17 protein-coding genes are annotated in these 18,572 nt (G+C 67.8%); 4 read left to right on the top strand and 13 right to left on the bottom strand.

The window, feature by feature from the left end:
• Positions 1 to 229: 229 nt before the first annotated feature.
• Entirely contained in the window at positions 230 to 1,357 is a 1,128-nt protein-coding gene (locus tag AC5P6A_RS18435) for a GGDEF domain-containing protein (protein WP_329842970.1), read from the bottom strand.
• A gap of 113 nt (positions 1,358 to 1,470) precedes the next feature.
• Between AC5P6A_RS18435 and AC5P6A_RS18430 the strand changes: the two genes are divergently transcribed.
• Positions 1,471 to 2,289, top strand: coding sequence for a S1/P1 nuclease (locus tag AC5P6A_RS18430; RefSeq protein WP_171953522.1), 819 nt, complete (start codon positions 1,471 to 1,473; stop codon positions 2,287 to 2,289).
• Positions 2,290 to 2,300: 11 nt separating this feature from the next.
• Positions 2,301 to 3,101: an MBL fold metallo-hydrolase gene (locus AC5P6A_RS18425; protein WP_019660009.1), complete on the top strand. Its 801-nt coding sequence runs from the start codon at positions 2,301 to 2,303 to the stop codon at positions 3,099 to 3,101.
• 57 nt (positions 3,102 to 3,158) lie between these two features.
• Here AC5P6A_RS18425 and AC5P6A_RS18420 read toward each other — a convergent pair whose 3' ends face one another.
• The 3 genes from AC5P6A_RS18420 to AC5P6A_RS18410 are packed head-to-tail and all read right to left on the bottom strand — an operon-like array spanning position 3,159 to position 5,318.
• Positions 3,159 to 3,722, bottom strand: coding sequence for a hypothetical protein (locus AC5P6A_RS18420; protein WP_329842967.1), 564 nt, complete (start codon positions 3,720 to 3,722; stop codon positions 3,159 to 3,161).
• Positions 3,719 to 4,960: a M56 family metallopeptidase gene (locus AC5P6A_RS18415; protein WP_329842966.1), complete on the bottom strand. Its 1,242-nt coding sequence runs from the start codon at positions 4,958 to 4,960 to the stop codon at positions 3,719 to 3,721. The genes AC5P6A_RS18420 and AC5P6A_RS18415 overlap by 4 nt, the downstream gene beginning before the upstream one ends.
• Positions 4,953 to 5,318 carry a BlaI/MecI/CopY family transcriptional regulator gene (locus AC5P6A_RS18410; protein ID WP_010484077.1) on the bottom strand — a complete coding sequence of 122 codons (366 nt, stop codon included), beginning with the start codon at positions 5,316 to 5,318 and terminating at the stop codon, positions 4,953 to 4,955. Before AC5P6A_RS18410 ends, AC5P6A_RS18415 begins: the two co-directional genes overlap by 8 nt.
• Positions 5,319 to 5,436: 118 nt before the next feature.
• Here AC5P6A_RS18410 and AC5P6A_RS18405 point away from each other — a divergent pair, with 118 nt between their 5' ends.
• Together AC5P6A_RS18405 and AC5P6A_RS18400 are read left to right on the top strand one after the other, a co-directional pair.
• Positions 5,437 to 5,994, top strand: a complete 558-nt coding sequence (locus AC5P6A_RS18405; RefSeq protein ID WP_329842965.1) for a flavin reductase family protein — start codon at positions 5,437 to 5,439, stop codon at positions 5,992 to 5,994.
• A gap of 34 nt (positions 5,995 to 6,028) precedes the next feature.
• Positions 6,029 to 7,981, top strand: a complete 1,953-nt coding sequence (locus AC5P6A_RS18400; RefSeq protein WP_227854436.1) for an acetyl-CoA hydrolase/transferase C-terminal domain-containing protein — start codon at positions 6,029 to 6,031, stop codon at positions 7,979 to 7,981.
• A gap of 86 nt (positions 7,982 to 8,067) precedes the next feature.
• Here AC5P6A_RS18400 and AC5P6A_RS18395 read toward each other — a convergent pair whose 3' ends face one another.
• The 9 genes from AC5P6A_RS18395 to AC5P6A_RS18355 form a co-directional block, all read right to left on the bottom strand.
• Positions 8,068 to 8,373, bottom strand: a complete 306-nt coding sequence (locus AC5P6A_RS18395; RefSeq protein WP_021203687.1) for a HigA family addiction module antitoxin — start codon at positions 8,371 to 8,373, stop codon at positions 8,068 to 8,070.
• Positions 8,374 to 8,384: 11 nt separating this feature from the next.
• Complete coding sequence (locus tag AC5P6A_RS18390) at positions 8,385 to 8,663, bottom strand: type II toxin-antitoxin system RelE/ParE family toxin (protein WP_227844886.1); 279 nt, start codon at positions 8,661 to 8,663, stop codon at positions 8,385 to 8,387.
• A gap of 271 nt (positions 8,664 to 8,934) precedes the next feature.
• Positions 8,935 to 10,932, bottom strand: coding sequence for a transketolase (tkt, locus tag AC5P6A_RS18385; RefSeq protein ID WP_058980496.1), 1,998 nt, complete (start codon positions 10,930 to 10,932; stop codon positions 8,935 to 8,937).
• Between the two features lie 336 nt (positions 10,933 to 11,268).
• Positions 11,269 to 12,588 carry a dicarboxylate/amino acid:cation symporter gene (locus AC5P6A_RS18380; RefSeq protein WP_019660002.1) on the bottom strand — a complete coding sequence of 440 codons (1,320 nt, stop codon included), beginning with the start codon at positions 12,586 to 12,588 and terminating at the stop codon, positions 11,269 to 11,271.
• A gap of 57 nt (positions 12,589 to 12,645) precedes the next feature.
• On the bottom strand, positions 12,646 to 14,361 hold the full coding sequence (locus tag AC5P6A_RS18375) for a BatD family protein (RefSeq protein WP_164145039.1): 1,716 nt from the start codon (positions 14,359 to 14,361) through the stop codon (positions 12,646 to 12,648).
• Positions 14,358 to 16,196: a VWA domain-containing protein gene (locus AC5P6A_RS18370; RefSeq protein WP_134735196.1), complete on the bottom strand. Its 1,839-nt coding sequence runs from the start codon at positions 16,194 to 16,196 to the stop codon at positions 14,358 to 14,360. Before AC5P6A_RS18370 ends, AC5P6A_RS18375 begins: the two co-directional genes overlap by 4 nt.
• A complete protein-coding gene (locus tag AC5P6A_RS18365) occupies positions 16,193 to 17,197 on the bottom strand; it encodes a vWA domain-containing protein (protein ID WP_332328907.1) in 1,005 nt (334 codons plus the stop codon). Before AC5P6A_RS18365 ends, AC5P6A_RS18370 begins: the two co-directional genes overlap by 4 nt.
• Positions 17,194 to 17,643, bottom strand: coding sequence for a DUF4381 family protein (locus AC5P6A_RS18360; RefSeq protein WP_010484068.1), 450 nt, complete (start codon positions 17,641 to 17,643; stop codon positions 17,194 to 17,196). Before AC5P6A_RS18360 ends, AC5P6A_RS18365 begins: the two co-directional genes overlap by 4 nt.
• A complete protein-coding gene (locus AC5P6A_RS18355) occupies positions 17,640 to 18,569 on the bottom strand; it encodes a DUF58 domain-containing protein (RefSeq protein ID WP_111103978.1) in 930 nt (309 codons plus the stop codon). The genes AC5P6A_RS18360 and AC5P6A_RS18355 overlap by 4 nt, the downstream gene beginning before the upstream one ends.
• Between the last annotated feature and the right edge of the window lie 3 nt (positions 18,570 to 18,572).

The raw sequence follows: 18,572 nt of genomic DNA, 5'->3' as shown, positions 1-18,572 counted from the left end.
CGTGTGCCGGGCGCGGGGGCTTCCCCCCGCTCCCCCGCTGAACGCAAAACCCTCGCAGCATGTTGCCCCGGTCTTTGCCGGGGCTTTTTTTTGGAAAGCATGCAGAGGCGCGCTCTTCTGTAGAGCCGAGCCATGCTCGGCTATCGCGCGGAGCGCGCAGGTACCCGAAGAAGATCAGCCGAGCATGGCTCGGCTCTACAGAAGCATGAACGGGCCGCCTTTCAGTCGATTATTGATCCGGCGCCACTTCCACCCGGTTGCGGCCGCCTTCCTTGGCGCGGTACAGCGCTGCATCGGCCCGCGCCAATGCCTGTTCCAGCGTATCGCCACCATCATCATGCCAGCGTGCCACACCGATGCTCACGCTCACCACCGGGGCCGCATCCGAATCGGCATGTGCGATCGCCAGCGCCTGCACCTGTTGCCGAAGCTGCTCGAACGGCGCTGATTCCGGTTGTCCCGGCGCCCAGTGCCCCAGCGCCACGAACTCTTCGCCGCCGTAGCGTGCCACCACCGAGTCGCTACCACGCAGCTGAGCAACCAGGGTCGTCGCCACCGCATGCAGCACGGTGTCACCGGCGGGATGGCCGTGGTGGTCGTTGTAGCGCTTGAAGTAGTCGATATCGATCATGGCGATGCGCAGTGCGCCACGCGCATGCGGTGTACGCAGATAGCGCTGGAAGATCTGGTTGGCCTGGCGATCGAAGGCGCGCCGGTTCAGCAGGCCGGTCAGCCCATCGTGGTTGGCCAATGCATCCAGGCGTTGCTCGGCCCGCCACGTTGCACGCGCCTGCCGTTCGGAGATGTAGCTGCCGACAATGCCGGCCAGGTTGCTGGCCAGCACGAACATCACGCTCTGCAGCATCTGCGCCCAGTGCCGGCCCACCTGCAGCTCGGCCAGCACGAAGGCCAGCGCGATCAGGGTTCCGGTCAGCGTCGCTACCCCGAAGCGCAGCCCGCACAGAAAGTAGTTCAACAACAGGAACAGGCTGATGCCTTCGTAGGGGTAGTCCACGCCGGCACGGTGCGCGGTCCAGATCATGGTCACCAGCGCCAGCCCGCTGACCAGCACGACGCTGCCGCCCAGCCACTGCAGGTGGCGCCGCAGCACCGGCACGAAGGTCAGCGCGACGCCGAGCAGCAGTGCCGGCAGCAGAACGCCCAGCCGCCAGCGCAGCACCGGCGCGTGCACGTCCGGCGGCAACCAGTAGGTATCGAGCACGGCAAAGCCCAGCGAGAACGCCCCGGCCACGGCGCAGGCCCAGCGCATGCGCCAGACCACCTGGGCATCGAACGCGGCAGCGAACCCGTCGTCATCGGGATGCCCGGCCATGATGCGCCTGTCCGTGATCGCCATCGGCCCCTCCCCGCATGTGCACGGGCCACCCTAGCGGCCGCCGCATCAAGGCCGCGTGGCGAACACCAGGCGTGATCAAGCCCGGGCCTGCAGAGGCCCGCTAGAATGTGCGCATGAAAGCCCTGCACTCCCTGTTCCTCGCCGCCGCCCTGGCGCCGGCCCTGCTGTCCGCTTCCGCCCCGGCCCATGCCTGGGGCGCACAAGGCCACCGCCTGGTTGCCGAAGTCGCCGACGCCCGCCTCAACCCCGCCGCCCGCGCCGAAGTGGACCGTCTGCTGGCCACCGAGCCAGACGCCACCCTGGCCAGCATCGCGCCGTGGGCCGACCAGCTGCGCGCCAAGGACCCGGGCCTGGGCCGCCGCTCGGCCGGCTGGCACTACGTCAACATCGCCGAAGACAACTGCCACTACGAAGCACCGAAGCACTGCAAAAGCGGCAACTGCATTGTCGAGGCACTGAAAGCACAGAGTGCCATCCTCGGCGACCGCAGCCTGACCGACGGCGAGCGCCTGCAGGCGCTGAAGTTCGTCGTGCACCTGGTGGGTGACATCCACCAGCCGATGCACGCCGGCTACGCCCACGACAAGGGCGGCAACGATTTCCAGCTGCAGTTCGGCAACCGTGGTACCAACCTGCATTCGCTGTGGGACAGCGGCATGCTCAACACCCGCAAGCTGGACGATGCCGGCTATCTGCCGGTGCTGCAGAGCCAGCGCGCGCCGAAGCTGGCGCGGCAGTCCAACCCGCAGCGCGACCCGCAGACGTGGGCCGAGGCCAGCTGCCGCATTTCCATGCAAGCTGGCGTTTATCCGGCCACGCGTAAGATCGGTGATGAATACACCGAGCGCTACCGGCCGCTGGCCGAAGCGCAGCTGCGACTGGCCGGCGAGAACCTGGCGCAGTTGCTGAACCGCGTGCTCGGCACGCGCTGAGGAGCGTTCCAATGTCGGTCCAGGTGCAGTCGTTCTTCCACCGTGACAGCAACACCTTCAGCTATCTGGTCAGCGACCCGGCAAGTGGCGAGGCAGCGCTGATCGACCCGGTACTGGACTACGACCCGGATACCGACGCCAGCAGCGAAGCACCGCTGCGCGACGTGCTGAATGCCATCGAACAACAAGGCCTGCAGCTGCGCTGGCTGCTGGAGACGCATGCCCACGCCGATCATGTGTCGGCAGGGCGCCGGCTCAAGCACCGCTTTCCGCAGGCCACGCTGGGCATCGGCGAAGGCATCCGTGCGGTGCAGGCCACTTTTGCGCCGCGCTACGGCCTGCAGCTTCCGGCCGCCGATGAGATCTTCGATCGCCTGTTCAGCGATGGCGAGACCTTCGCTCTGGGCGAACTGCGCTGTCAGGTCATCGCCGTGCCCGGCCACACCAGCGACAGCATCGCCTATCTGATCGGCGATGCGCTGTTCACCGGCGACTCGCTGTTCATGCCCGATGGCGGCACCGCCCGCTGCGATTTCCCGGGCGGCGATGCCGCGCAGTTGTACCGCTCGATCCAGCGTCTGCTGGCCCTGCCCGATGCGACGCGCGTATTCGTCTGCCACGACTACGGCCCGGGTGGCCGCGGGTTCGCCAACGAGACCACCATCGGCGAACAGCGCGCGCACAACATCCACGTGCACGACGGCGTGGCCGAGGCGGAGTTCGTCAGCGTGCGCCAGGCCCGCGATGCGACGCTGGAAGAACCGAAGCTGATGCAGCCCGCAGTGAAGGCCAACATCCAGGGCGGGGCCTGATCCACGCCGCTGCGCCCGCCGGGCATGGCCCGGCGCTACCCCGGTCATCGCGAGCGATCATTTTCCCTGCTTGCGCACCACGTGCTGGCCCTTCACGATCTCGAAGGTGAAGGCATATTGCAGGGTGACCGCTACCGGCTCGACGCGCTCGGCGCCGCGGCAGTCGCCGCGGTCGGCAGGCACCTTGCCGGCCGCGAAGTGGCAGACCGCTGCGGACGAGTACTTCCACATCGCCACGGCTTCCTGCGCAGCCTGCAGCAGGGGCGCGTTCTCGCGTGCAGCCCCTGCCGCGCACTCCGGACGATCGGTCAATGGCAGGCTGCGCTCCACGGCGCCATTGGCATCAACCACCACCTGCAGGCAGATGGTGGTCGGCGCCAGTTCCGCGCGCGGGTCGCTATCCCCGACCTCCGGGTCCGGTGCCGCGTACAGTTGCGGCATCCGGTAGCCCTCGGTCGCACCCAGCGAATACACCTGCAGCTGCCCACTGTCGCCGCCCGCCTGCGGCTGCAGGCGCTGGTGACCGACATTCTCGCTGCGGGTATCGACGGTGGTCAGGCGATCCTGGGTTGCACACCCCACCAGCAGCGCTGCCATCATCAACAGCGGCGCGGACTTCACTTCGCGTCCTCGGTGTCATCCATGGCGTAGGTGATCGGAATGCGTACGGCACCGGCCACCGGCTTGCCGTTCTTCACCGCGGGACGATAGGTCCAGCTGTGCGCGGCGGCGACGGAGACGGCGTCGAACACCCCCGGATTGGTCGCACTGAGTACCCGCACATCGGTCGGATGGCCCTGTGCATCCACTTCGATGCGCAGATTGACCACGCCTACCTGGCGTTGCTCGACGGCGGACTTCGGATAGGACGGCGGCGGCATCTTGTCCACCTGGATCGGCCGGTCCAACCCCGCCTTGGCCCCATCGTCCTGCGCATGTTCAAACGGCTCGACACCGATCCGGGTGCCACCGGCCGCACCGCCCTGGCTGGCCCATGCCACCGCCCCCATGCCCACACACAACCCGACCACCAGCACCTGCCCGGACACCCACGGCAATGCCTTCCGCTTGGACTGCTTCAACATGGCGATACGCTCCTTCAACACGGGTTGGCTGCGCCAATGGCAAACCGCGGGCGCAACCGGGTGGACCAGCTGCGCCTTCAGCAGCGTGCTGGCATAGAGGCCGCGCAGCGCAGGCTGCGGACCGATGGTGCGGGCATCGCAGGCCAGTTCCTGATCGCGCAGGAAGCGGCGTGCGGCCCATGGCAGCAGCGGGTGGAACCAGAACACCACGCGCGCCAGCAGCAGCGCGCCGTTGGCCCAGTGATCGCCGTTGCGACGGTGGTTGCGCTCGTGCTGCAGGATCAGGTTCTGCTCCTGTGCGGTGAACTGCTGGTCGAATGCCGGGCCGACCACGATGCGCGGTCGCCACAGGCCCACCAGCGCGGGCAGGCCGGGATCGCCGCTGGCCTGCCAGCTGCCATCGGTGCGCGGCGTCAGTGGACCCATCCGCCGTTCGAAACGGAGTTGTGCGCGCAGGTCGCGCAGCAGGCAGATGCCCGCGCCCAGCGCCCACAGCGCGAACAACAGCCCTGCCCATGGCAACGACGGCCCGTTCAGAGCATCGATGGCACCGGGCATCACTTTCAGCGGCAGCGTGGGTACCTGCTGCAACAACGCAACCTGCGGCAACGGCAGCATCAGTGCCACCAGCAGCATCGGCAGCAGCCACCAACTGCGGTAGGCCAGACCCACACCGCCCATCCGCACCAGCAGCGGCCGCATTACTGCCAGCAGGATCACGCCCACCGCCAGCCACAGGCTGGCCTGCCACAGTCCGTCGAGCAGCTCAGTCATGGTCCAGCTCCTGGATCAGCTTCTTCAGTTCGGCGATGTCCTGTGCGCTCAACTGGCCACGTTCGCTGAAGTGCGCGACCAGCGGCGCCACGCGCCCCTCGAAGACACGCCCGATGAAGTCCTGGCTCTGCGCCTCCACCCAAGCCTGGCGCTGCAGCAGCGGCCGGTACAGGTAACGCCGTCCATCGCGCTCGGCGGCAATCGCGCCCTTGGTCAGCAGGCGGTTGAGCAGGGTCTTGATGGTCGGCTCGGCCCAGTCGCGATGGGCCAGCGCGGCCACCACGTCATCGGCACTCCGTGGTGCCTGCTGCCACAGCACCTCCATCACAACGGCTTCGGCTTCGCTGATCGGGGTCATGGTTTACATCCGTAATCGACAGCTCGATTACGCGCGTAATCGAATCATCTGTCAAGCCCCTCGACTCCGGGTTCATCCCGGCTACGCCAGCATCGATTCCTCCCGCCCCAGGCCCCGGATGAAAGCGCTGCCCAAGAAGGATTTCCCGGTCGAGCAGGCGCGCCGCTTCCTCGAACCCGGCCCGATCGTGCTGGTCAGTACCGCGTGGCAGGACCAGCGCAACCTGATGACGATGGGCTGGCACATGGTGATGGGCTTTTCGCCGTCGCTGGTCGCCACCTACCTGTGGAATGAAAACCACAGCCATGCACTGGCCGTCAGTAGTGGCGAGTGCGTGATCAACGTACCCGGCGTGGAGCTGCTCGATACCGTGGTCGACATCGGCAACTGCAGCGGCCGCGAGGTCGACAAGTTCGCCCGGTTCGGGCTCGACGCGCTGCCCGCACGCGAGGTCGGCGCGCCACTGGTCGGGCAATGCCACTCGAACTTCGAATGCCGCTTGTACGACGACAGCCAGGTGGCATCGAGCAACCTGTTCATCTGGGAAATCGTGCGCGCCCACGTCGCGCCCCGGCCGAAGCTGCCGCGCACGGTGCATTACCGCGGCGATGGGCAGTTCATGGTGTCCGGCGCCGAAGTCTCACGTCGACGGCGGTTCAAGCCCGACATGCTGTAATGCCCGCACTCCCCCACACGCAGGACCGCCCCGCATGACCGAACACCTCACCGACCTGGACGCCGCTGTCGACTGGTTGTTTGCGCGCGTTGACGGGCCGTTGCGGATCGGGGCACCGCTGGCGCTGGGCAAGCCGCACCGGCTGCTCAATGCCCTCTACGCACGCGTCGAGCACGACCCTTCGCGGCCGCTGCAGCTGTATACCGCGCTGTCGCTGAACCCGCCGAAGGCGCGCGGCAACGGTCTGGAAGCGCGCTTCCTGGCGCCGTTCGCGCAGCGTCATTTCGGCGACGATTTCCCGCGCCTGGCCTATGCCGATGCGATCGCGCGCGACGCGTTGCCGGCACATGTGCAGGTGGAAGAGTTCTACATGCAGTCCGGCGCCCTGCTCGGGTCGCGGCAGGCACAATCCAGCTATACCAGCCTGAACTACACCCATGCCGCCGACGCGGTGGCGCAGCGCGCACCGCAGGTGATCGTGCAGAAGGTGGCGATGCGCCCGAACGACCGCCGGCTTTCCCTGTCGTGCAACAACGACATCACCCAGGACACGCTGGATGCGATGACCGCGCGCGGCCTGCCGCGCCCATTGATGATCGCCGAGATCGATCCGCAGCTGCCCTATCTGGGCGGCTCGGCAACGGTCGATGTGTCGTTCTTCGATCTGGTGATCACTCCGCCACCGCCGTACCCGGCGCTGTTCGGGCTGCCGCGGCAGCCGGTCGGCGATGCCGACTACGCCATCGGCCTGTACGCCAGCACGCTGGTGCGCGACGGCGGCACCCTGCAGATCGGTATCGGCACGCTGGCCGATGCACTCAGCCATGCGCTTGTGCTGCGCCACACCGACAACGCCCGCTACCGCCGCGTGCTGCACGCGCTGGATCCGCAGCTGGCCAGCCACCCGCTGGTGCAGGAGATCGGCGGGCTGGATCCGTTCGAAGTGGGCCTGTACGGCTGCAGCGAGATGCTCAACGAGGGCTTCCGCCGGCTGGTGCAGACCGGGGTGATCAAGCGCAAGGTGCACGACGACCTGGCGCTGATGCAGCGCATCGAAAATGGCAGCACGCTGTCCATCGACCACGCCACCCTGGCCGCCGAGGGCGAGTACCTGCACGGCGCGTTCTACCTGGGCTCGCCGGAGTTCTACGAGTGGTTGCGCACGCTGCCGGAAGATGAGTGTCGTGCGATCGGCATGCGCCGCATCAGCGAGATCAACCAGCTGTACGGTGGCAACGAAACGCTGGAACGCCTGCAGCGCCGGCACGCGCGCTTCTTCAATTCCTGCATGATGGCCACCGCGCTGGGTGCAGCGGTGTCGGACGCGCTGGACGATGGCCGCGTGGTGTCCGGCGTGGGTGGCCAGTACAACTTTGTGGCGATGGCGCATGCCCTGCCGGAAGCGCGCAGCGTGCTGATGTTCCGCGCCGCGCGCGATGACAAGGGCCGGCGCGAGTCCAACGTGCGCTGGAACTACGGGCACACCACCATCCCGCGCCACCTGCGCGATATCTACCTGAACGAGTACGGCATCGCCGACCTGCGAGGTCTGACCGACGAGGACTGCGTGCATGCGATGACCGCGATCACCGAAGCCCCGTTCCAGGGCGATCTGCTGCAGCAGGCACATGCCGCGCGCAAGCTGCTGGCGACCGCGCAACCGCACCCGGTGCGCCTGCAGCGCAATACGCCGCAGGCATTGGCGGCAGCGCTGGCACCGTTCCGCGCCGATGGCAGCCTGCCGGACTATCCGTTGGGCAGCGACTTCAACGAGATCGAGCAGGTGCTGGTGAAAGCGCTGGGTTGGCTGAAGGCCAACACGCAGACCCGCGGCGACAAGCTGCGTACCGTCTGGGCAGCGTTGCGGCAACCGGCCGGCGACGGCGATGCGGTGTACCTGCAGCGCATGGGTCTACAGGCCCCGACGGATTTCGCAGAGCGCCTGGACGCGCGACTGCTGCGCCTGGCGCTGGCACGCACTGCCTGAGAAAGGGGGACGGAGGGGATCAAGTCGTTCATGCACAGACGACTTGATCCCCTCCGTCCCCTTTTTCATCCATGCATGGCGTGGATCTACCGCTCTATCCTCACTGCATCCTCAAGATACAGGCGGGCAATGGGCGGATGCTCTCGATGCTCGACCTGCCACAGGTCATAGGCCGCCTGCATCGCCAGCCACATACGAGCACTGCCGAGGCCCGCAAGTTCAAGACGGTACGCGAGTTCAGCAGAGATGCCGGCGTGCCCGTTGATGATGGTCGACAGCTGTCCACGGGAATAACCAAGGTGCTGCGCCAGCGCACTGATGGACATGCTGATCGCCGGCAGGATGTCTTCGCGCAGCGATTCTCCTGGATGCGGCGGATCATGCAACGGCATCGAGCAGACTCCTAGTGGTAATCAAGGTAATCGACCAGTTCGACGTCGAGCCCACGAAAGCGGAACACGAATCGCCAACTCGCCGAGACATTCACAGCCCAGTAGCCGCTATAGCTTCCGTGCAGGGGATGCAGGCGATTTCCGGGCAGCCCCATGTCTCCAGGCAGCCGGGCTTGATCCAACTGCAGAAGCAAACGCCGCAACCGAGCCACATGATCGGCACGGACTCCGGAAATGTCGCCCCGCTCATAGAGCGCCTTCAGGCCCTTATGCCTGAAGCTGACGATCATGCAGCACCAGTGTAAGGCCACACCTTACACTCCGCAAATCCAGTATAGGTTTCTGCGCCGCGCTTGTTGACCATTTTTACTATTGAGGTTGTCTCGGCAGACTCTCCTTTTCGCAAGGAACGCAGGCCAGATGAAAAGGCCAACGCGACAGCGGCGCCGTCGGGCGGAACACGCCGTCCCCTTTTCTCGTCCACGCATGGCGTGGATCTACCCAGGAAAACGAGAAAGGCCGGCTTGCGCCGGCCTTTCCTGCATCACGCTGCGATGCTGCTTACAGCGACTTGGCCGCTTCCACCACGTGGGCGGTGGTGATGCCGAAGTGCTTGTACAGCTGATCGGCCGGCGCCGAGGCACCGAAGGTGTCGATACCGACCACAGCACCGTCCAGGCCGACGAACTGGCGCCAGAAACCGGTGACGCCGGCTTCCACGGCCACGCGCTTGCGCACGGCATTTGGCAGCACCGATTCACGGTAGGCCGCATCCTGGCGCAGGAACACGTCGGTGGACGGCATCGAGACCACGCGGGTCTTGATACCGGCCGCGTCCAGCTGGGCCTTGGCTTCGGTGGCCAGCGAGACTTCCGAGCCCGTGGCGATCAGGATCACGTCCGGGGTACCGGCAGCATCGGCCAGCACATAACCGCCGCGCTCGATCTGGGCAATCTGCTCGGCGCTGCGCGGCTGGTGCGGCAGGTTCTGGCGGCTGAACACCAGGCAGCTCGGGCCGTCCTGGCGGGTGATCGCGGCCTTCCAGCTCACCGCCGACTCGACCGCATCGCACGGACGCCACACGTCGTTGTTCGGGATGTAGCGCAGCGAAGCCAGGTGCTCCACCGGCTGGTGGGTCGGGCCGTCTTCGCCCAGGCCGATCGAGTCGTGGGTATAGACGTGGATGGCGTGGGCCGGGATCAGCGCGCTCATGCGCACGCCGTTGCGGGCGTAGTCGCTGAACACCAGGAAGGTGGCGTCGAACGGAATGAAGCCACCGTGCAGGGCCAGGCCATTGGCAATGGCGGTCATGCCGAACTCGCGCACGCCGTAGTACACGTAGTTGGCGTTGGCGTCGTCGCTGGCAACGGACTTGCTGCCCTTCCACAGGGTCAGGTTGGAGTGCGCCAGGTCGGCCGAGCCGCCGACGATTTCCGGCAGCAGCGGAGCATAGGCTTCAATGGCCAGCTGCGAGGCCTTGCGCGAGGCGATCGTCGGGCCTTCAGCCGCCACCTGGGCGATGTAGGCATCGGCCTTGGCAACGAAGTCGGCCGGCAGTTCGCCGTGCGAACGACGGGTCAGTTCGGCGGCCTCGCCCGGGTACTGGCTGGCGTACTTGTCGAACAGCTGTTCCCACTCGGCCTGGCGCAGGGTACCGGCGCCATTGGCGCGCCAGCCGTCGTAGATCGCCTGCGGGATCTCAAACGGACCGTACTCCCAGCCCAGCTGCTTGCGGGTGGCTTCCAGTTCGTCCTTGCCCAGCGGTGCGCCGTGGCTGGATTCCTTGCCCGCCTTGTTCGGCGAACCAAAACCAATGGTGGTGCGGCAGCAGATCAGGGTCGGCTTGTCGCTCTGCGACAGCGCGGCCTCGATGCCGGCCTTGATGCTTTCCGGGTCGTGGCCATCGACGTCACGGACCACGTTCCAGCCATAGGCTTCGAAACGCTCCGGGGTGTTGTCGGTGAACCAGCCCTCGACGTTGCCGTCGATGGAGATGTGGTTGTTGTCCCAGAAGCAGACCAGCTTGTGCAGGCCCCAGGTACCGGCCAGCGACGCCGCTTCATGCGATACGCCTTCCATCAGGCAGCCATCGCCCATGAACACCCAGGTGCGGTGGTCGACCACTTCCAGCTCCGGGCGGTTGAAGCGCTGTGCCAGCAGCTTCTCGGCCAGGGCGAAGCCCACGGCGTTGGCAAAACCCTGACCCAGCGGGCCGGTGGTGGTTTCCACGCCCGGAGTCTCGTGGCGTTCCGGGTGACCGGCAGTGTGGCTGCCCAGCTGGCGGAACAGCTTGAGCTGCTCGATCGGCAGGTCGTAACCGCTCAGGTGCAGCAGCGCGTACTGCAGCATCGAACCATGGCCGTTGGACAGCACGAAACGGTCGCGGTTGAACCAGTGCGGGTTGCTCGGGTTATGGCGGAGGTAGTCGTTCCAGAGGACTTCGGCGATGTCGGCCATGCCCATGGGCATGCCGGGGTGGCCGGACTTTGCGGTTTCAACCGCATCGGCGGCAAGGAAGCGGATGGCGTTGGCCAACTGGCGACGGGTAGGCTGCGTCATGGTTCTGTCGGAATCGGGAGGCGGCCGCGGACGTGCGGGCGGCCTATTGTCCCATAGTCGCCGGGCGGGGGGTCGGTTCACCGTGCCCGGCAGTGCCGGCCGCTGGCCGCCAACTGCGCAGAATTCAATGAAGATCATGAAGTTGCCGGCCAGCGGCCGGCACTACCGCCCCCGGAGTCCGGGGGCTGCGCCCTAGGCGCGGGGGTGTGGAAGCCGGTAAGGGGGGCCTACGATTCGCATCGCGAAACGTGGGAGCGGCAGCGCGCATGCGATGACGCGTACCCGGCCAGCGGCCGGCACTACCCGCCCCCGGAGTCCGGGGGCGGGAATCCGGACTCAGTCCTGCTGCGGGCCCAGCGCCGGGCCATCGTGGCCTTCGCCCTTGGCCACCAGCGTGGTCAGGGCCAGGTCGCCAGTCACGTTCAGCGCGGTACGGCACATGTCCAGGAAGTGGTTCACGCCCAGGATCAGGCCGATGCCGAGCGGGTTCACGCCCACCATCGCGCAGATCATCGCCACCACCGGCAGCGAGCCCGAGGGCACGCCGGCCGTGCCGATGCCACCGAGGATGCAGACCGCCATCACCATGATCTGCTGGCCGATGCTCAGGTCCACGCCGAAGAACTGGGCCAGGAAGATCACCGTCACGCCCTCGAACAGCGCAGTGCCGTTCTGGTTGGCGGTGGCGCCCACGGTCAGCACGAAGCGCGACACGCGCTGCGGCAGGCCCATCTGGTCGGCCACGCGCAGCGCGGTCGGCAGGGTGGCGTTGCTGGAGGCGGTGGAGAACGCCATCACCGTCGCTTCCTGGGTATCGCGGAAGAACGACAGCGGCGAGCGGCCGGACAGCCACACGGCGGTGCCGTAGGTCACGATCATGTGCAGGCCCAGCGCGAGCACCACCACGCCCACGTAGGCGCCCAGGCGGATGATCAGCTCGAAGCCGAACAGCGCGGCCAGGTTGAACATGAAGCAGGCCACCGCGTACGGCGCCAGGCGGATGACCAGGTTGATCAGGGTCATCGAGATTTCAAACACGCCTTCGATGGCGCGGCGCAGCGGGGCGACCTTCTCGTCGTCGGTCAACACCATGCCGATGCCGAACATCAGCGCGAAGAACATCAGCGACAGGATCGCACCGTTGTCCGATGCAGCCTGCAGCACGTTGCTTGGCACGATCGACAGCAGCATGTCCATGCCCTTCGGCGTGCCATGGATGCCTGCAACGATTTCCTTGCTGCGCTCGGCGTTCTCCGAAAGCATCATGGCGGCCACCTGCGGATCCACGCCGGCGCCCGGCTTGAGCAGGTTGACCAGCACCAGGCCGATGCCCACGGCGATGCCGGACAGCAGCACGGTGTAGGCGAGGGTCTTCCAGCCGATGCGGCCGAGAGCGCGGATGTCGCCCATCTCCGACACGCCCATGATCAGCGCCGAGAAGATCAGCGGCACGATCAGCATGAAGATCAGGTTGAGGAACAGGCCCGACGCCGGGGTGGTGATGTAGTCCATTACCCACTTGGCACCGGCCTGCAGACCATCGACGCTGCCACCCAGGGCGTGCACGATCAGTCCCAGGATCAGGCCGATCGCAAAGCCGATGCCCATCTTCCAATGCAGGGGCAACTTCTTCTTGTCGGCAGCAGCTGCTGTCATGCGCGGGTTTCCTCGAAAAATGAATGCACTCTAACAAAGCGCGCAAGCGGCGCCGGTTCAGGTTCGCCGCGGCGGATACAGCGGCGCCAGGCCAGTGTCAGCGGTGATCGCCGCCGCCGACCAGTGCGGTCCGTCACGGAAGACCCCGCGCAGGCGCGTGCGCAGCGGCGCCAGATCACCCTGCCCGCCCCAGCGGGCCTGTTGCAGGTCCTGCAGCACCTGGCGCTGGGCCGGGTCATCCAACCGGGCGATGACCTGCTCGATGCGTTCAACGCCGGCCATCGCGCATAGCTGAGCTTCTACCTGATCGAAGCCTTCACCATCCAGCGCGCGGCGCAGTTCGGCCAGGCAGGCACGTCCCGTCGCCACAGCCGGCACAGCCCCCCTGCCCGCCTCAGGCGGCGCCACGCGCGGGCGACGGCCACGCTGCCAGCCCCACAGCAAGGTCAGCAGCCACAGCAGCGCCAGGCCGATAGCGGCGCCCATCCATGGCCACGGACGCTCGGCCAGGCCGCTGGCGCGCGGATCGGTGGCCGCGATACGGCTGTCCTGGCCATCGCCCCCCGGCAGCGCAGCATCGGTGTCGATCGGCGGCAGCGGCGCAGGTGAAGCACTGCCACCGCCATTACCGGCTGCGACGGCGAGTGTCAGGTCCGGCAGCTTCGCTTCCTGTGGCTTGCCCGCACGAACATCCCACCACGGCAGGTGCGGCCCCGGCACCACCAGCGAACCCGGCTGGCGCGGCACGATCGAATAGCGGCGGGTGATCTTCAGGCGCGGCGTGCTGCCGTTGAAGCTCTCTTCGTACTGCGCCGGTTCGGCGAACACCTGCGCGGCGCTGCCGACGTCGGGCACCGGCAGGTCGGTGAACTGCGCGCGGGTGGCACCGTCGGCAATCGCCTCGACCACCACGTTGGCCGCCTCACCGGTACGTGCGCTGGTCGGTGCACTGGTGTAGCGCAGCTTCAGGCCCTGCAGCGGCAGCCACGGCTGCGGCGCCTGCGCCGGCTGTGCCTGTACCTGCAACGTGCGGTCGGCGCCGGTGGCATTCATGCGCCCGTCGCCGCCGCCGAAGAAATCGTCGAAGAAGCCACCGGCACTGCGCCCACTGAAGCGCGCACCGGCCAGCCGGAGTGCACCGCTGCGCTCGGGAACAAGCAGGAAGCGCCGCTCGACCACGTTGTAGCGACGGCCATTGACCTGCCGCACATCGGTGCGGTCATCGCCCACCCGCTGCAACGACGCGCCTGCCGGGGTATCCAGCACCAGTTCGCCGGACGCCAGCTGCGAGGCGAAATACAGCCGCACCACCACGCCCACGCTCTGCTGCACGTACGGCGTCTCGTCATCGACAACGGTTTCGATGAAGGCCACCGCGTTGCTGTCGGGGCCGGCCACGGCAGCGGCATCCACTTGAAGGGTCAGCGGCGCGGTACGTGCACTGCCCACCTGCAGACCCGGCACCACCAGTGCACCGCTGCGCCGCGGCGTGAGTGCCACGCCATACAGAGTGCGCTGCTGCATGCTGCCATTGCGCCACTCCACCTGGCGGCTGCTGGTCTGCCCGCTGAGATCGAAGTCGGTACGCAACGGCGTGAAGTCCGGCGCGCCCTGGTCGCTCTCGACATTGAGCATGACCGTGTCACCCAACGCGATGCGGTCGCGGTCCAGCCACGCGCGCGGCTGCGCCCACGCCAGCAGCGGCAGCCACAGCAGCAACGCCGCCAGTACCTGTCGGGGCCAGTGCCTGTGCATGTTGATCGCCCGCGTCATCGCCCTTCCCTCTTCCTGCGTTCGTTTTCCAGCTGGAACTTGGCCCGCAGCAATGCCCCCGGATCATCCGGCACGCGTCGCATCCACGCCTCCACCGCCTGTTGCTCCTCGCGCTGGCGCGCAGTGCTGCCGTCGCTGCCGGGCACGGGCTTGCCGTCCTGTTCGCCCTTGCCCTCACGTGCCTGCTGCATTGCCCGCTGCATGCGCTGGCGCTGCTGCTCATCGGCCCGGGCCTGTGCCTTGGCATCCTCCACCTGTGGTGGCGCCGGCTGTCCATCGCGGCCGCGCTCGCCGGGCTGCGGGCTCGACGGGTTCTTGTCGTCACCGGGCTTGGGCTGCCCCTGCTGGCCCGACTGCGGCTGGCCCTGGCCAGGATCCTGCTGGCCCTGCTGCGGCTTCTGGCCCTGCGGATTCTGCTGCCCCTGGCCGTTCTGCGGTGGCTTCTGCTGCCCGTTCTGCGGTGGTTTCTGCTGATCCTGGCCTTTGCCACCGGACTGCTTGCGCTTGCGCGCGGCATCGACCACGGCACGGTTGGCGACCGCATCGGCCATGCCGGGATGCAGCGCCAGCGCGCGGTCGTAGGCGGCAATGGCTTCGTCGTAGTGGCCCTGGCGGGCCAGTGCATTGGCCAGGTTGTACCAGCCCGCATCGCTGTCGATGCCCTCGAACTGCTTGCGGGCACCGGCGAAATCGCCATTGCGGTACGCCTGCGCACCTTCGGCCAAGCGCTGGTGCTGCACCTGGTCGGCGCGCTTCCACAGCGTGCCCTGCGCTGGCGGTGCGGCGGGCGCGGCAGGCGCCTGCGCCTGCACGTCGCTCATCCATGGCAGCAGGCCCACCGCCAGCACTGCCGCCAGCAGCGCGCGGCGGCGGAAGGCCAGCAACGCCAGCAGCATCACCGGTGGCAGCAGCCAGAACCCTTCATCACGCCATTGCTTGCCCTCGCCCGGCCGCTGCGCTGCAGTGCCTTCGCGTGCATCCAGTACGCCCAGTGCGCGCAGATCACTGGCATCGGCGGCGATGCGGGCATAGCGGCCACCGCCCGCGGTGGCCACGGCACGCAGGCTGCCTTCATCCAGCGCAGCCTGGCGGATCTGCCCACTGCCATCCCGGTACGCCGCCCCGGCGGGGGTGCCCAGGCCCAGTACCGACACCTGCAGGCCCAGGCTGCGCGCCTGCGCTGCGGCCAGTGCCGCTTCATCATCGGCGTGATCGCTGACCAGCAGGATCTGCCCCCGCAGCGCCCCGATCTGGCGCATCAACCGCGTTGCCCAGTCGATGCCGCGGTCGGCACGCTGGCCGTCACGTGGCATCACATCCGGCGACAACGCGTCCAGATACAGCGCCACATTGCTGCCGTCGTCGGTCAGCGGCGCCACGGTGTAGGCGTCCTCGGCGTAGACCACCAGGCCCACCTGTCCGCCCTGGCGGGCACGCAGCAGCTCACCCACTTTCGCCCGCGCCTGCAGCAGGCGCGACGGCGGCAGGTCGGTGGCATTGATCCGGCTGGACAGATCCAGCACGACCAGCAGCGGTGCGCTGGCCTGGAACATCGGCTGTGCCTGCTGGCGCCAGCTTGGCCCGGCCATGGCCAGCGAGGCCAGCGTCCAGCCCAGCAGGACGGCCCAGGGCAGGCGTACGCGGCGGCGCGTGCCCGCGGCCAGCAGATGCGGCAACAGGTGGGCATCCACCGCTGTTCGCCACACATCGCTGCGCCGCTGCCGGTACAGCGCCAGTGCAAGAATGACCGGCAAAGCCAGCAAGGCCCACAGCCATTCCGGGCGCAGGAAGTGCAGCGCATTCCAATCGGGAAGATTCGAAGCAAGCGCGATCATCGGCGACGCTCCGGCCACAGCCACGCCAGCACGCCCAGCAGCAACGCCACCCCCAATGGCCAGGCATAACGTTCTTCGCGCGGGCGCAGGCTCGGCCCCTTCGCGGCGATCGGCTCCAGCCGGTCCAGTTCAGCGTAGATCCCGGCCAGCTGCGCGGTGTCACGCGCGCGGAAGAACTGGCCACCGGTCATGCTGGCAATCTTCTTCAACGTGGCCTCGTCGACCGGGTCCTGATCGGCGGAAATGGGAATACCGAACAGGCGCATGCTGCCATCGCCACCAAATGCGACGGTGTGGATGCGCACGCCCTCGGCGCGGGCCACCTCCGCCGCGCGTAGCGGTTCCAGCACGCCGGCGTTGCTGACGCCGTCGGTCAGCAGGATCAATACGCGCTGGCCTTCGGGTTGGCTGCGCAGGCGCTTCACCGCCAGGCCGATGGCATCACCGATGGCCGTCTCGCGACCCGCCAGGCCAACCACGCTGTCGCGCAGCTGGTCGCGCACGCTGGCCAGATCGGCCGTCAGCGGCGTAAGCGTGTAAGCGCGGTCGCCGAAGATCAGCAGGCCGATGCGGTCGCCGGCACGACGATCCAGGAAATCGGCCAACACGGCCTTGGCTGCGGTCAGGCGATCCACCGCCTGTCCACCCAGCACCATGTCGCCCTCGCCCATGCTGCCGGACACGTCCATCGCCAGCATCATCTGCCGGCCCTCCTGCGGCGGCGTGATTGCTTCGCCCAGCTGTTGCGGGCGAGCCAGTGCGACGCACAGCGCGCACCAGCCCAGCCACAACAGCAGCGTACGCAGCCACGACACATCGACGCGGCCGCCACCGGCCAGCGCTTCCAGTTCCGTCGCCGCATAGGGCACACGCAGTGCTGCGCCGGGATCGGCACGACGCTTCCACCAGTGCATCAGCAACGGCAACGGCAGCGCCAGCAGGGCCAGCGGCCATGCCAGCTGCAGGTCCGGCCATGGCCAGTAACTTGCCAGCAGGTTCATCGGCGCCGCTCCAGCAGCATGGCCAGATAGCGCTCGCGCGCCCAGCTGCGCAGCGCCGCCACATCGTTGGCGTCCACGCGTGGGCGATAGGCACCTTCGGCCAGCAGGCTGCGACGCGCCGCGGGCAGCGTGCCTTCCGGATCCACGCGCTGCCACCAGGCATCATCGCGCAGGGATTCACTGCCGGGCTGTGCCTGGCGCGCGGCGCGACGCAGCAGTCCTGCGATCGCCGCCAGTTCGGCAGCCGCATCGGCGGTGGTTGCCAGCTCCTGATCAAACAGCTGCAACCAGCGTTGGCGGCGTCGGCGGCGCTGCCACCACAGGAAGGCCATCGCCACCAGCAACAGCAGCACCACGCCGCCGATCATCAGATAGCCCGGTGCCGGTGGCCACCACGATGGGGCCGGCGGCAGCTGCACATCGCGCAGCGGCAGGTTCGCGCTCATGCCGGCGCCTCGGTGGGCGATGGTGCCAGCCAGGCATCGCTGGGCGCATCGGTGGACAGCACCTGTACATCGACGCGGCGCGCTCCCAGCTGGCGCCGCAGCTCCTGCAGCGGTTCGACGAAGTGGGCCTGCCAATGCGCCTGCACCTCGCTGCGCCGCAGGTCCAGGCCGATGCGCTGCTGCAGGGTCTGGAACTGCAGCGCAGCCGATGGAGGCTGCAGTTCCAATGGATCGACCAGCAGCACCAGGCTGAGGTCATGGTGCTGGGCCAGCGCACTCCAGCGCGCAGGCGGAATACGGATGGCCTGCTGCGGGTCGGCCAGCACCAGCACGCGTGCACCCGGGCGCAGGACGCGACCGGCATGGTCCAGCGCGCGCTCCAGGCCAAGGTCATCGGCCGGGGGCTGCGCATACCACCGGGTGAGCGCATCCAGCACGCGCAGCACGCCGCGCGGGCCACCTGCCGGTGCGATCGGTGGTTCACGGTCGCTGCCACGCAGGGCGCCGATGCGATCACCACGACGCTGTGCCGACCACGCGGCGACAGCACCGGCACGTGCGGCCTGCACCGATTTGAAGCGCACGCGGGTGCCGAAGTACAGGGCCGGCGAGGTATCGGCCACGATCAGGCTGACCCGCTCGCGTTCGGCCTGGAACAGTTTGGTGTGGGCACGACCGGTGCGTGCGGTCACCCGCCAGTCGATATGGCGCGCATCATCACCGGCCACGTACTCGCGTGACTCGGCATACTCCATGCCACGCCCACGCAGCGGCGACGGCGCCTGCCCCGCGTTGCCGGCGCGGCCACGGCGTGGCGGCGGCGGTCGCTGTGCAAGGCGGCGCAGCGCTACCAGTTCGGCCAGCTGCGGGCGCAGCCCGTCACCGTCGCTGACGGAAGAGGCGTGGTGCAGGGATGGATCGGCCATGCG

The organism is Stenotrophomonas sp. YJH_SMC_20 (assembly GCF_059367845.1).
Note: the sequence above shows the minus strand (reverse complement) of the source record. Positions and strands in the feature narration are given on the sequence as shown.

Coding starts and splice junctions, on each gene's coding strand:
- AC5P6A_RS18425 (WP_019660009.1), top strand. CDS start 2,301: ATGTCGGTCCAGGTGCAGTCGTTCTTCCACCGTGACAGCAACACCTTC.
- AC5P6A_RS18375 (WP_164145039.1), bottom strand. CDS start 14,361: ATGACGCGGGCGATCAACATGCACAGGCACTGGCCCCGACAGGTACTG.
- AC5P6A_RS18365 (WP_332328907.1), bottom strand. CDS start 17,197: ATGAACCTGCTGGCAAGTTACTGGCCATGGCCGGACCTGCAGCTGGCA.
- AC5P6A_RS18435 (WP_329842970.1), bottom strand. CDS start 1,357: ATGGCGATCACGGACAGGCGCATCATGGCCGGGCATCCCGATGACGAC.
- AC5P6A_RS18370 (WP_134735196.1), bottom strand. CDS start 16,196: ATGATCGCGCTTGCTTCGAATCTTCCCGATTGGAATGCGCTGCACTTC.
- AC5P6A_RS18400 (WP_227854436.1), top strand. CDS start 6,029: ATGACCGAACACCTCACCGACCTGGACGCCGCTGTCGACTGGTTGTTT.
- AC5P6A_RS18360 (WP_010484068.1), bottom strand. CDS start 17,643: ATGAGCGCGAACCTGCCGCTGCGCGATGTGCAGCTGCCGCCGGCCCCA.
- AC5P6A_RS18380 (WP_019660002.1), bottom strand. CDS start 12,588: ATGACAGCAGCTGCTGCCGACAAGAAGAAGTTGCCCCTGCATTGGAAG.
- AC5P6A_RS18410 (WP_010484077.1), bottom strand. CDS start 5,318: ATGACCCCGATCAGCGAAGCCGAAGCCGTTGTGATGGAGGTGCTGTGG.
- AC5P6A_RS18390 (WP_227844886.1), bottom strand. CDS start 8,663: ATGATCGTCAGCTTCAGGCATAAGGGCCTGAAGGCGCTCTATGAGCGG.
- AC5P6A_RS18430 (WP_171953522.1), top strand. CDS start 1,471: ATGAAAGCCCTGCACTCCCTGTTCCTCGCCGCCGCCCTGGCGCCGGCC.
- tkt (WP_058980496.1), bottom strand. CDS start 10,932: ATGACGCAGCCTACCCGTCGCCAGTTGGCCAACGCCATCCGCTTCCTT.
- AC5P6A_RS18355 (WP_111103978.1), bottom strand. CDS start 18,569: ATGGCCGATCCATCCCTGCACCACGCCTCTTCCGTCAGCGACGGTGAC.
- AC5P6A_RS18395 (WP_021203687.1), bottom strand. CDS start 8,373: ATGCCGTTGCATGATCCGCCGCATCCAGGAGAATCGCTGCGCGAAGAC.
- AC5P6A_RS18405 (WP_329842965.1), top strand. CDS start 5,437: ATGAAAGCGCTGCCCAAGAAGGATTTCCCGGTCGAGCAGGCGCGCCGC.
- AC5P6A_RS18415 (WP_329842966.1), bottom strand. CDS start 4,960: ATGACTGAGCTGCTCGACGGACTGTGGCAGGCCAGCCTGTGGCTGGCG.